The organism is Erythrobacter sp. S259, from assembly GCF_057364965.1.
In genome coordinates this window covers 2,305,892-2,318,982 of the sequence record NZ_CP200286.1, presented here as the reverse complement: position 1 = coordinate 2,318,982, position 13,091 = coordinate 2,305,892, and the positions used below count along the sequence as shown (strand labels likewise).

8 protein-coding genes are annotated in these 13,091 nt (G+C 53.7%); 5 read left to right on the top strand and 3 right to left on the bottom strand.

The genetic code is table 11. The features are described 5' to 3' along the window. Positions 1 to 4: 4 nt before the first annotated feature. The 3 genes from AC0V60_RS11030 to AC0V60_RS11020 form a co-directional block, all read right to left on the bottom strand. On the bottom strand, positions 5 to 2,062 hold the full coding sequence (locus AC0V60_RS11030; protein ID WP_486178506.1) for a glycosyltransferase family 2 protein: 2,058 nt from the start codon (positions 2,060 to 2,062) through the stop codon (positions 5 to 7). 36 nt (positions 2,063 to 2,098) lie between these two features. Further along, entirely contained in the window at positions 2,099 to 2,428 is a 330-nt protein-coding gene (locus AC0V60_RS11025; protein ID WP_486178505.1) for a hypothetical protein, read from the bottom strand. Between the two features lie 101 nt (positions 2,429 to 2,529). Next, the gene (locus AC0V60_RS11020) at positions 2,530 to 3,489 is read right to left on the bottom strand and encodes a sterol desaturase family protein (protein WP_486178504.1); all 960 of its coding nucleotides are present in this window, start codon (positions 3,487 to 3,489) and stop codon (positions 2,530 to 2,532) included. A gap of 626 nt (positions 3,490 to 4,115) precedes the next feature. Between AC0V60_RS11020 and AC0V60_RS11015 the strand changes: the two genes are divergently transcribed. The 5 genes from AC0V60_RS11015 to AC0V60_RS10995 are packed head-to-tail and all read left to right on the top strand — an operon-like array spanning position 4,116 to position 13,048. After that, positions 4,116 to 5,180, top strand: coding sequence for a DEAD/DEAH box helicase family protein (locus AC0V60_RS11015; protein ID WP_486178503.1), 1,065 nt, complete (start codon positions 4,116 to 4,118; stop codon positions 5,178 to 5,180). A 22-nt stretch (positions 5,181 to 5,202) separates the two neighbouring features. Then, entirely contained in the window at positions 5,203 to 6,651 is a 1,449-nt protein-coding gene (locus tag AC0V60_RS11010) for a hypothetical protein (protein WP_486178502.1), read from the top strand. 9 nt (positions 6,652 to 6,660) lie between these two features. Continuing rightward, a complete protein-coding gene (locus tag AC0V60_RS11005; protein ID WP_486178501.1) occupies positions 6,661 to 8,688 on the top strand; it encodes an N-6 DNA methylase in 2,028 nt (675 codons plus the stop codon). Then, positions 8,688 to 9,437, top strand: a complete 750-nt coding sequence (locus tag AC0V60_RS11000) for a hypothetical protein (RefSeq protein ID WP_486178500.1) — start codon at positions 8,688 to 8,690, stop codon at positions 9,435 to 9,437. The genes AC0V60_RS11005 and AC0V60_RS11000 overlap by 1 nt, the downstream gene beginning before the upstream one ends. Further along, on the top strand, positions 9,434 to 13,048 hold the full coding sequence (locus tag AC0V60_RS10995) for an AAA family ATPase (RefSeq protein WP_486178499.1): 3,615 nt from the start codon (positions 9,434 to 9,436) through the stop codon (positions 13,046 to 13,048). Before AC0V60_RS11000 ends, AC0V60_RS10995 begins: the two co-directional genes overlap by 4 nt. Positions 13,049 to 13,091 lie beyond the last annotated feature (43 nt).

The following is a 13,091-nucleotide window of genomic DNA, read 5'->3' as shown; positions in this document are numbered from 1 at the left end:
TTCGCTAAACCGCGGGACGTGGATCTTCGGTCTTGTTGTGGTCGTTGGCTCGGTCAGATTGCCCAAAATCGCCAAAGGCTTCGCGGGCTATCACAAACAAGATTTTCCACCCTGCCGCAAAGACTCCTCGCACGGTGCCAGATATCTTTGATATACCAACGCGGCGGCGATACACCACCGGAACATCGACCGTTCTTAAATTCAATTTCGCCGCGCGCACCTGCATCTCGATCGTCCAACCAAAGTCGCGATCCGCCATGGTGAGGCGATCGAGCGCATCTCGCCGAATTGCGCGAAATGGCCCCAAGTCAGTGTAACGCTGACCCCAGATCAAGCGCACTAAGGTGGGAGCCAGCCAATTTCCAAATCGCTGCGGCGCGCTCATCGCACCGGTTTCAATCTGCCCTATTGTGCGTGAACCTATAACCAGATCTGCTGTTCCTTGGATGATTGGAGCTAGGATCTTCTCCGCATCGGCCGGATCGTCAGAAAGATCGGCATCCATAAACAGGATTATGTTGCTGCTTTGGTCGACCCTGCCAAGAGCAGCAAGGCAAGCGGCACCATATCCGCGCTCGGGTTGGGACACGACAGTTGCGCCAGCATCTTTGGCAATGGCCGCCGTATCGTCTGTGGATCCATTATCAGCAACGATGACCTCGTGTAATCCCAGCGGTTTCGCCAAAACGATACCGCGCACCGTTTCGCCGATTGAGCTCGCCTCGTTTAGCGCAGGAATGACCACCGAGACTTTGGGCTGATGAACCGGGTTTCCTTCAAAGGAAGGTGTTCCTGAACTCTTGAAACTCCTAAAAACATCAAATGCGATTGCACCTGCGATAAGTACCCATTCGACGCGGTGGGCAACAGGATGCACTTCAAACGCCTCGAGCTCATAAAGCTCAAGATTGAGACCGGTTAGATAGGACAAGGGCAATGCTGCGCTTGCCACATAGGGCCAGACATCGCGCCGATCCATCGCGAAAGGTAGGAGCCAGAGAAGATACCAAGCGTTGACGGCTGGTGCGAAAAGCAGGATTGCCCCAAAGATTGGCGCGATTGGTACACTGTCATAGTCCCGAGCTGAGGCATGGAACCAGATGACCAAACCGCCTGCTAGAAGCAAGGAGGCGAGGCGGCCCCAGCCTGGGCCCAATAGGATCAATAATGGTTCGAATGCGATAGGGTTAAAGTACCAAAGCGTCGCAAACGTCTCTGTTGAATCGAACCCCGCTCCCTGTCCTTGTAGTGCGAAGATTAAGTACAGGAAGAGCAAGGCGCCAACAGCACTGAAGAGGGCCTTGGGGGCAAGACGCAGCAGCATTGGCCAAGCGGCCAGAGCCACAATTTTGGTTCCCGCCGATATTGCGAAAAACAAGCCTGCAAGGACTGGCCGCTGTTTGCCAGACAAGAGCGCTGCATAAAGTCCAAGGGCAAGAAAAATATCTGGATGAAGATGGAGTGTGCTCTCTGCGAGAACCAGCGGGTTCCATGCAAAGAGCGCTGTTCGCCCGCCGCTATGCCGGCGTGCGATCATCGCTGAAACCGCTAACGTGCCTGACGCGAAAAGGACCCTGAGCCCGATCTCGTTATCGCTAGCGAATAGGCTCGTGACTGCGAAGAGAACCTGCAGAACAGGACCATATATCGTCGGATACTCAGGGTAGTTTACCCATTCCAACACATTTTGCATCGCCCGTGGGATCGCTGGGTCGTCGATGTACTGCTCTGGCGGCACGCCATACGGCGTGCCATCTTGGAGCGTGCGCCAGCCATCCCATAAGAAGCGGTAATAGTCGTCTTCAAAGATAGTCTGGCCGAAGAGGGCAATGATGTGGCCAATAACCGCGACGAGCAACACGGTGCGCGCGCTGACCTTCACATTCTGCCAAAGCAATAACGATACTAAAGCGCCACCGCCTGCCAGAATAGCGACATAGTGCTGGACGGATGGGGAGATTTCATTGGTCAGTACAACCAATGAGGCGGTGCTGACCAAGAAAACCAATGCCGCGGCAGGAGCCCGCCAGTTATCAACGGGTCCTGCCGCGCTTCTCTCCATCGAATTGTCCGCTTTCAGCCTTTCTAGGCCAGGAGCTTAGACGCCGTATCGTCCGCGCAGGTAATAGAGCACTGCAGTGCGATCTTTTTCTTTGATGTTAAAGCGACCCGCTTGAACACCCTTTGCGACTTCCGCGGCAGTGGTTCGATCGAGCCGGTCATGGTATTCGCATTTTTTGCATGTGATACGCTTGCGCACTTGGGAGCGTCCACGGCGGTTAAGGCGTTCAGCTTCGCTAAGGCCTGAGCTGCCAGACGCCCCGCTCGTCCAACCACCACGCGAGCCTGAACCAGAGCCTGATGCGTCAGCGGGCACAGAGGTGGCGGCCATTGCAAGCCCTAGGGCGGAAATCAAAGCAATCTTCATATTCGAAACTCCAGCGTTGCCACTAAGATGGCTATTATTGGCTGTTCGGAAAAACCATCAAATTGGTTACAGGTGTCAACTATCTTTTTGGCAGATGATGCTCAACCGCTCCGCGTAAACGGACGGATCAGGTAATCAGTCCAGCCTGTAAGGGGACGATAACCCTCTATTCCGGTTGGATGAAACCTCTCATCTTCGGGCATATGCTGCGTCTGAAAAATGCGGTCATAAAATGAGAAGAAGGAGCAATAATTGCGTCCCCAGTGCTCGATGGCCCGGGAATGGTGGTAGTGGTGATAGACGTTGTCGGCGAGCACATGCCTTAGCATCGGAGGGAATGACATCGCCGGATTGTCGGTGTGCATATAATAGTTCGAGACGAGGTAGAACGTCGTGAGCAATGCGACGTGTTCCTGCGGATACTCTATGATAAAAACCAAGGGGATCGTGATGACTGCGAGGTAAAGCGTGTCCTGAGCCCAATGCGAATAGCTTCGCGCCGCGTTCATTTCTTCTATTTGATGATGAATGGAGTGCAGGCGCCAAAGAATAGGAATATCATGCAGCGCGCGGTGCAACCAGTATTCGAAAAAGCCGATCACGATCATGTATACAATCGGGAATATGATCAGGAGGGAGGGTAGATCATCTGCTTTTAAGAGCGGATCGACTTCAACCTCCGACAGCCATGAGAATGCCAGCGTCTGCAGGATTGTCGCAATGAATAGTGCAGTGGAGGCATAGATGAGGCCTTCTGAATAGCGCTCCTTAAAATTCGTAAAGCCTGCCTGGCGCCACTCGAAAAGTGCGAATAAGGCAACCAAGCTGACGAGTGAAAGCAGGCCATTTGTTACCGCCGCAATTAAGGCCGACCACTCAAAGGATAGCCCATAATCAAACGCGGCCCAGCCCACCTCGCGCTGTATCCAGCCGATGAGCCTTAGCATCACCTCCGCTGCGACCAATACCGCGCCGAATGTAAGTATGAAGCTGCCCACAGACCTCAGCCCACGGCGCAAGGGTGTGCCTTGGCTTTCACGTTTGGCGCAGTCTGTTTCCATCGTCGACCTGCCCCCTTGGCGTTCTGGACTGACGTAAGGCAATGCGGGCCTCTCCTTCTGGTTCGCCGTGGATGGCCGACTGGTTACATAGGTCATGAATGGCTCAAAACATCCAGCGGGCGCGGTGTATTCAATCAGGATAGAACCGCAAAGGCGCAACTGTCCTTGTTATTCATGCGAAGCGTAGTGAGCGGCTCAGCGATCCCTTAACCGATGTGAATTGAAGCCATAAGGTTTCCCCGCTCAGCCGAGGCGGCTGAGCGGGCTATCTTGTAAGTCGTCTATAGGCGAAGTGCCGCTTTCGCCGCCTTGACCCTCACATCCGGCTCATCCGCTGACGGCCTACAGCCGCCTTGAAATCTGAGAAGGGCGGTTGGAGGAAAATGGCGGAGACGGAGGTGGCAAGTGGGAATGGACAACCACTTGTGGTTAAAGGGAAACATGAAATGCTCTGAGGCCCCGCTACCACAATTTCTACCACAGGCTTATTTTTAGCAGCTTAGTTCCAAAATTTGCGGATAGCCCAATGTTGGACCTTCTATTGGACTGAGACCAACATGAGAAGCGCTTGCAATCAAGTGCTTGCTCTCGGATAGGTGGTCCAATGACTAGTATGGGATGGGCAGTTGGGGGCTAAAGAAGCAGCGGCAAGGGTCAAGATCAACCGGCTTCTCGAAGAAGCTGGTTGGCGCTTCTTTGATGATGAAAGCGGTCCTGCGAATATCGTTCTGGAGCCTAACACCAAGATTACAGAAACTCAGATCAATGACCTGGGTGAAGACTTCGAGACCACAAAGAACGGCTTCATAGACTTCCTATTGCTTGGTTCAGATGGTCGGCCACTGATTGTCCTCGAAGCAAAATCAGAGAGCAAGAACCCACTTTCTGCCAAGGAGCAGGCTAGGCGCTATGCACGTGAACAAGACGCTCGCTTCGTAATACTATCGAATGGGAACATTCATTATCTCTGGGACCTCAAGCAGGGAAACCCGAGTGTTATCACCAAATTCCCGGGTCCCGGCGAGATCAAGGATCACCATGCGTTCCAGCCGGACGCCGACCGTCTAGCAAGCGAACCGGTAACGAGCGATTTTATCGCGCTCACGCAGCTGCCGAACTACACCATTGAAGCAGGTTGGAAGAATGAAGATGAGCGCCCAGCGTTTATCGATAAGAACAATCTTCGCTTCCTGCGCGACTATCAGAAACGAGCAGTCCACGCCGTTCAACGGGCAGTGAAGAAAGGCGATGTCAGGTTCCTTTTCGAGATGGCGACGGGGACCGGCAAAACCCTGACCTCAGCAGCAATCATTAAATTGTTTCTAAAGACTCGCAATGCGCGCCGGGTGCTTTTTCTGGTCGATCGGATCGAGCTGGAAATCCAGGCCGACAAGGCATTCAAGGCCTTGCTCAAGAACGACTTCACTTGCGTAATCTACAAGGAACAGAAGGACGACTGGCGAAAGGCCGACATTGTCGTCACCACTGTCCAGTCGCTGCTTTTCAACGACAAGTTTCGCAGGGCCTTCGCACCGACAGATTTTGACCTGGTCATTTCAGACGAAGCGCACAGGTCGATCGGCGGAAACGCTCGCGCCGTCTTCGAGTATTTCGTCGGCTACAAGCTCGGCCTTACAGCCACGCCGAAGGACTACGTCAAGCAATCGAAGAAGGCCTCATACCGCGCGTGATCCCCGCGAGACCGAGCGGCGCATGTTGCTCGACACCTACCGGACGTTCGGGTGCGAAAGTGGTGATCCTACGTTCCGCTATTCGCTTCTCGACGGGGTCAGGGATGGCTTTCTCATCAACCCCTACGTTGTCGATGCCCGGACCGAGATTACCACTCAACTGCTCTCGGATGAGGGTTTCACCGTTGATGTCACTGACGATGACGGTAACGAAGTCAAAGAGGCTTTCGGTGGCCGGGACTTCGAGAAGAAGTTCTTTGCAGAGGCGACTAACGAGGTGTTCTGCGGGACCTTCCTGCAACATGGCCTGCGCGATCCAGTTACGGGCGAGTTCGGCAAATCGCTTGTCTTCGCGGTAAGCCAGAATCACGCTGCCAAAGTCGCCCAGATCCTGAACGAGATGGCCAACCAAATTTGGCTGGGTAAATACAAGTCGGACTTCGCAATGCAGGTCACGAGCGAGGTCATGAACGCCCAGACAATGACTGTGCAGTTTGCGAACAACAATCTTGGAGGGCGAAGCCGGTTCAATGAGCACTACCGGACCAGCCGTGCGCGTGTGTGTGTCACGGTCGGCATGATGACGACTGGCTACGATTGTCCCGACATCCTCAACCTGGCCTTGATGCGGCCAATCTTCAGCCCTTCCGATTTCGTGCAGATGAAGGGCCGTGGGACCCGCAAACATCGGTTGGCAGAGGAAATGCGCGATCCGGCGCTCAAGGCGCAGATTGCTGACCTTCAGAAGACAGAGTTCCGCCTGTTCGACTTCTTCGCCAACTGCGAGTTCTTCGAGGAAAAGTTCGACTACGACGAGGAGCTGACCCTTCCCAACCCGGCAGCGCAGCCTTTCATCAACAAGGTCGAAACGCCGCGCGCCGGCTTCAAAGGGTTTGAGACTTTCCAGCCAGACGCCATCGCCTCTCAGAACGAGCAGCAAATCGGCCTTGAGGGGATGCGGATCGATCGCGAATTTTTTCAAAAGTTCGAAGAGACCGTCCGCCAAGATGTTGCCCTTGCGGAGATGGTAGAACAGCAGAACTGGGAGGCTGCGGCGCGCCGCGTAGTTGAGCAGGTGTTCGACAAGCCGGACGATTACTTCAGCCTCGACAAGCTTCGTCGCGCTGCCGGAGTGGACCGTCGCCTCACAGTGAGAGAGCTGATCGAGAAGGCCTTCGGCCACATCCCGCGCTTTAAGTCCAAGGACGAGCTGATCGACGACGAGTTCCAGAAGTTCTTGCTCGACCAGAAGCCCGAGCAAGCCGACCGGATCGCCCAGATGCGGTACTATTTTGAAGCCTACATCAAGGATGCCAACGTCCGTCGGATCATCGACGATGGGCGCGTGGCCGATCTCAACGTCAATCCGATCTTCGGCATGAAAGACCTGAAGGCCGTGCCCAAGGAATGGGTCCGCCGTATCCCCGAGTATATCAAGGACTACGTGTCCCTGAACCCGTTCCTCCCATAAAGACTGCCCATGTTAGACACAGAAACCAAGCGCCGCATCAACACCTGCCGGGATATCCTCGTTGGCAAGGTCCCCGATCCCAAGAGCCAAGTCGAACAGATCACGATCGCACTGATCTACAAGTTCATGGACGACATGGACCTTGAGGCAGAGGAAATGGGCTTCGAGCGGAAATTCTTCGTCAACGAATACGAGCGTTACAGCTGGTCGAAATTGCTCGCGCCGGGCGTGAGCGGGCAGGAGATGCTCAACATCTATTCCGAAGCGTTGGTGAAGATGGTCGAGAATGAAGGGCTGCCCGAGCTCTTCCGCAACATCTTCCGCAATGCGTACCTGCCTTATCGCGACCCGGAGACGTTGCGCAGCTTCCTGCGCGAGATAAACGGCTTCAGCTATGACCATAGCGAACGGCTGGGCGACGCGTTTGAATATCTGCTGTCCGTCTTGGGCAGCCAGGGCGACGCCGGTCAGTTCCGCACGCCGCGCCACATCATCGATTTCATGGTCGAAATTATCGATCCGAAGAAGGACGAGGTCATTCTCGATCCGGCCTGCGGCACCGCAGGTTTCCTGATTTCCTCCTACAAGCATATTTTGAAGGTCAACACCACGGAACCCAAGCCGCTTGGTGAAGTGGCGGAAGTCACTGACGCAGCCGAAGCGGCCATTGATAACCCGAAGCGTTATTCGGGTGACCTGCTGACCACCGACGATCGCGAACGGCTGGCGAACAACATCAAAGGTTATGACATTTCGCCGGACATGGTTCGGCTGAGCCTGGTCAACCTGTACCTGCACGGCTTCCTCGATCCTAAGGTCGAGGAATACGACACGCTCACCAGCGAGGATAAATGGGGCGAAACGGCGGATGTGATCCTCGCCAACCCGCCCTTCATGTCGCCGAAGGGCGGGATCAAGCCGCACACAAAATTTTCGATTGCCTCGAAGCGGAGCGAGGTCCTGTTTGTCGATTATATCGCCGAGCATCTGACCCCGAAGGGGCGCGCGGCGATTGTCGTGCCCGAAGGCATCATCTTCCAAAGTCAGAGCGCCTATGTCGAATTGCGTAAGACATTAGTCGACAAGTATCTCGCAGCCGTGATTTCACTGCCTGCCGGAGTTTTCAATCCCTATTCAGGAGTTAAGACTTCGATTCTGATCCTGGACAGCGCAGTTGCCAAAGCAAGCGATGAGGTCGCCTTTTTCAAAATTGAAAATGACGGGTTTGGCCTGGGCGCGCAACGGAAGGCCTTGAAGGGCACTCAACTGCCTCAAGCGCAGGCGGAACTTACCGCTTGGCTCAGTGAGGCACGCATTGGAAAAAATTTTGAGCTGGACTCTTCTATCGGCTTTGCTGTCGAGAAAGCACGCATTCTTGCAGACGAAATCGCAAATCTAGGCGGTGAGAATTACAAAGAAAATGAGCGCTTCGCACAACTCGCTTGGCCAGTTGTGAAGCTCGGAGGGGTCTGCTCATTTATGACGGGCGGAACGCCCCCATCAAGTGAAACAGCGTATTATCAGGATGGGACTGTCCCTTGGCTTGTATCGGGAGATATTCACCAAGAACAAATATTCGATTGTGAGAAAAGGATCACACAAGCAGGGATCGAAAATTCAAATGCTCGAGTATTGCCAGAAGATAGCGTTTTGATCGCTCTCAATGGGCAGGGGAAAACTAGAGGGACAGTGGCCATGCTTCGAATGGCCAATGCGACATGTAACCAGTCACTCGTAGCGATAAGCCCGCAGAGTCAGGATCAGCTCTTGCCTGATTTTCTCTTTTTTGTCCTTCGATCAATGTACCAAGAGATTCGAGAACTCACCGGTGACAATCAAAGAAGCGGATTGAGCATCAGGATTCTCAGAACTATTCAGATACCGTTACCTCCGATAGACGTGCAGAAGGAGATTATTGAGCGGGTCGTTTCGTACAGAAACGAAATTGATCGATTGAAGGACGAGATAGCAGAGCAACGACACGCCATCGATAGCGCGATTGAGAGCATCTGGGCTCCCAAAACTGAAGAAGCGTGATGATAATAGACGAAGCAAATCAGCTCGAGGCCTTCTTGCCAATATCATACCGAACGCCTGAGGAAGAGCAGTATATCCAGTTTCTCTGGGAGGCGTTCAACGACAATTGCGAAAGCGGGAAGTACCAGTTCGCCTTCCTCGCTTATCACATGCTCACCATGTGCTTCGTCTATTTCAACATCTGGCAGATCAAACTGATCAAGCCAGCCGACTTCGCGACCGCGCTGATCGGCTTCGGCAAGGACATGGAAAAGCAACTCATGGAATCGACAAGCCCGTTCACATTTCACGTCGTGAATGAGAGCAACGTCATGCGCTTCCTCAAGCTCATCCAGTGCGACAACGGCAAGATCGGCACTTACACCAAGCTGGTGAAGGACCGGAACGAGACGGCGCATTCCAACGGCAACATCTTCTTCAGCACCGAAGCCGAACTGTCCGCTAAGATTCACGAAGTCCTGCGTGTTGTCGCCGAGATACAGAGCCACAGTGAGGCGATCATCGTCGATGGCTATAAGCGCTTCCTGCTCGACTCCGGCGATCCTGAAGAACGCGAGCACATCGATGCGACAGACCAGGTCCGCGAAGTCCTGATCCACGAAAACTACATGTCGCTAATCGACCTCGATTTCTGCGCAAACTTCGACATCACCGAGTTCGCTGACCACCCGCACTTTGCCGAGATCGAAGCGCTCCACGGCGCGGTGCAGGTGTGGGTGCAAACTGAAGAGGATCTTGAAAACGCATGACCACGCACCTTACTGCTCGCGTTGCTTGGCACGATGATGGTTGGAACGGGCGCATCTGTGCCAAGCCAGAGCAGAACACCTACTGCGTGGGCTTGCGGTCCTACCCCGGTGATGTGATCCACCGAGAACGAGACTTGGAACGGGAAACTGAGTGCGCTGGGAAAGCCGTTTGCAAGCTTGATAGCGATGATCTGCCGCCCTGCATCTACAGCGTCAACGCGTTCGGTCCCGATTCTATACGTGGGTTCTCCAACCCGCCGGATTTCTTCTATGGCGGTGCGGAGCGTGAAGAGTGGGACATTCCTCCATCAACAGTCTGCGTCTGGCCGTACGAAGCAATGTATGGCGACGAGGTTTACACCAGCGGACGGCTTGACAACGACAAGCGTCGCGAGGGCGCAGAAGCTTTCTTCGAAGAGCTGGACGAAGACGAAAGTCTGATTTTCTATTACGCCAACCACTCAAACCCGTACACTGAAGAGAACGACCCGAAATACGTCATCGTAGGTGTTTCGAGGGTCAAGCAGATCGGCAAACCGCTGTTCTATTCCAACCCCTCAGACTATGTTCGCGAGAATTATGCGGGCGGGATGATCTGGGCGCGCAATATCAGCTCGCATTACCCCGACGAAGGGTTTCGCATTCCCTATCACGCCTATCGGGATCAACCCGAAATCCTGGAATCGATCCTTGTTACTCCAGAACACCCTGCGACGTGCAAGTACGGGGCAAGGCATCTGACCGATGACACTACGATCGGCATGCTTGAGCAGATGCTCGGTGTTATCGATCGATTGAAAGATATCGGCGACAAGCATGAGGACTGGGGCGCCCGAGAGAAATGGATCCAAGCCCAGATTGCCCGCCTCTGGCAGCGTCGTGGCCTCTATCCCGGACTTCTCACCGTGATGGACTTGCTGAACGCCGAAGCCTGTATTCCGAAGGCGAAGGCACTTTGCGATGCAGGACAAGAAAAGAAAGCCTTCGAGCAGTTTTTTAACGCCCTGGAGAACGGGTCGGAATGTCCAGGTCTCGATCTAACCGGGGTGGCTGCGAAGCAAGTCGCACGGTCGTGGCAACTTCTCGAAGATGACGTCAGGGCCTTCCTGAAGAGCGTCGCAATACGGATTGACCTTTACTTCGATCAGCTGGAAGCGATCGTGGGCGAAAATAGATCTTCACACGGCCTGTCCGAGCTGAAGGGAATTGTCGATGACCCATATTTATTGAGCGAATGTTTTGTTGGCGACGGTCCCGACGACATCATTCCATGGAGCACCGTTGATCGAGGGGTCTACCCTTCTCCCGAGCTAGGAGCAGAACCTCTATGCGAGATGCTTCACGATGATCCCCGCAGGTTCCGTTCGTTGTGTGTCGACCAATTGCGCCGAGAACCCAATCAGACCTTCCGTCCTGCGGACGTCGTGCTGAAAGAAGTCAATTCACGCCTTGATCGGTTGCCCGAGTGGAAGCGGCATACGTTCAGTATGCGATATTTTGAGATTGATCGCGAAGCGCTCGAGAAGTCGCTAGTTCTCCGTTCAGAAAGCGATCGGCTCTACCTCTATTTGAAACGCGTTTTCGAAGATGAACGAACGGTTGAAAGAACGCTCGCCGAGCTCTTTGACCGACCTGAAATCTCCCTCTCACGGCCAATTTCAGACGGTTTCTGGTTGCGTTCTGTATCCGATGAGGAATCAATCCTCGCGCAAAAAGGCGGTGAGGCTTACCGCGATGCCGTTCGGGCCCAAGCGGGCCAATGCGCACAGATCTTCCGCCTTCCTCTTTCAGTTATTTCAGGTCGGGCGGGGACCGGCAAGACGACGATTATTCGGGCAATCGTGAAGGGGTTACGTCAGGTCGAAGGGGCAGGTGCTCCGGTTCACGTGATGACTCCAACCGGCAAGGCAACCGACCGAGTTAGAGCTGTGTTCGAGCGGCACAAGATTTCAGGCGTTGACGTTTCTACAATCCATTCTTTTCTGGCGTCGAATGGATGGCTGAACGACAACCTGACTTTTAAACGAAGAGGCGGACAACGTTCTGATTTAGAGGGAACCATCGTCATTGATGAGACGTCGATGCTTGACCTTCAACTGGCGGCTACGTTTTTCCGGTCGATCGAATGGCAGGGTGTAAAGCGCTTGATCCTTGTAGGCGACCACAACCAGTTGCCTCCGATCGGTCGCGGAAGGGTGTTTTCTGACGTAATTGCTTGGATGCGAAGCTCGAATGCTGAAAACTTGGCAGTGCTCGAAACGAATATGCGCCAGATGGAAAATCGCATCGATGGACGCGGGGAAGGCATTCTTGGTCTCGCCGAATTATTTCTCGTCGATCCGACTGCGCAGGCTGAGCAAACGACGCCCGAGGCCGAGGACTTGCTAAAGAAGGTTCATCAAGGAGGTAAGGTTGACGAAGATCTCGAGGTAATCTTCTGGGATACTCCCGACGATCTCGTCGAAAGCTTAATCGTAGATTTAACAGCCTCGTTACCTGCTAGCGACGGAGAGGAACCGGTCTATAAGGTTTGGCGTAAGGAAGTGATGCAGAACCGACCGGAGAGGCTTCAGGTTCTTACTCCACATCGTGGCGAAATGCATGGTGTCGATGCTCTCAACGTCGCACTCCAGTCGGTACTCACGAACGACCTTATGGATCGTATCGGGGCTATCGATGGCGTCACTTTGAATGACAAGGTAATCCAAGTCCAAAACAGAACGTCACGCCGCGGTTTATGGGCTTATGATTTCGATGAAAAGAAGTCGCGGAAGGTTGAGCTTTTTAACGGCGAAATTGGGTACGTCGAAGCCCATAACTTTGATCGAGGTGACCTGAAGAAGGTCTTTGCGGGGTATAGCAAAAAACGGCTCAAGAGGTTCCAGGTTAAGTTTGCTCGTAAGGAGAAGCTTTGCGTGAACTATGGCCAAGGATTGCCGACAGATAGGATAGGCAAATATGTCTCCGAAAGCGTAGAGGGAAACCTGGAGCTGGCTTATGCAATCTCGATCCATAAATCGCAGGGAAGTGAGTTCGAGCAAACATTTGTAGTTTTGCCAGCCTCTCGTCGTCCTCTTTCTGCTGAATTGCTCTATACTGCACTCACGCGCGCGCAGGGCCATTGTCGACTTTATGTGCAAGGAAACCTGTCGCCATTGCTTGATGCTCGACGCAAAGAGAATGCACAGAGCTTGCTCGTATCCTCATCGTTGTTCGACCACTTCAGACCTGTCGAGGACCATCTACTGAATCGAGAAGGTTGGTATGAAAGCGGGAAGATTCACGAAGCACTGAGTGGAGATATGGTACGATCCAAGTCGGAAGTGATCATTGCAAACCTGCTTCATCAAGCGCGAATTCCCTTCACCTATGAAGAACCTGCCTACACCCCTGATGGGAGCTTTTATCTCCCTGACTTCACGCTGAGGGTCGGAGGGGAAAGAGTTTTCTGGGAGCATTGGGGGATGCTCTCAGATGAGGCTTATGCCGCTCATCGCGATCAGAAAACAGCATGGTACGCCAAGCACTTTGAGAGTCGCCTTGTGGAGACTTTTGAAAGCAGTCAACTGAGCTCAGAGGCCGATGAACTTATAAGGGACCTCAAGTCTTGAGAATTACGCGATCGCATCTGTTCCCACCGTTGACCTGTTCCCC

Bases quoted from the DNA above. Each gene is read 5' to 3' on its own strand.
- AC0V60_RS11030 (WP_486178506.1), bottom strand. From the start codon at position 2,062: ATGGAGAGAAGCGCGGCAGGACCCGTTGATAACTGGCGGGCTCCTGCC.
- AC0V60_RS11025 (WP_486178505.1), bottom strand. From the start codon at position 2,428: ATGAAGATTGCTTTGATTTCCGCCCTAGGGCTTGCAATGGCCGCCACC.
- AC0V60_RS11020 (WP_486178504.1), bottom strand. From the start codon at position 3,489: ATGGAAACAGACTGCGCCAAACGTGAAAGCCAAGGCACACCCTTGCGC.
- AC0V60_RS11010 (WP_486178502.1), top strand. From the start codon at position 5,203: ATGTTGCTCGACACCTACCGGACGTTCGGGTGCGAAAGTGGTGATCCT.
- AC0V60_RS11005 (WP_486178501.1), top strand. From the start codon at position 6,661: ATGTTAGACACAGAAACCAAGCGCCGCATCAACACCTGCCGGGATATC.
- AC0V60_RS11000 (WP_486178500.1), top strand. From the start codon at position 8,688: ATGATAATAGACGAAGCAAATCAGCTCGAGGCCTTCTTGCCAATATCA.
- AC0V60_RS10995 (WP_486178499.1), top strand. From the start codon at position 9,434: ATGACCACGCACCTTACTGCTCGCGTTGCTTGGCACGATGATGGTTGG.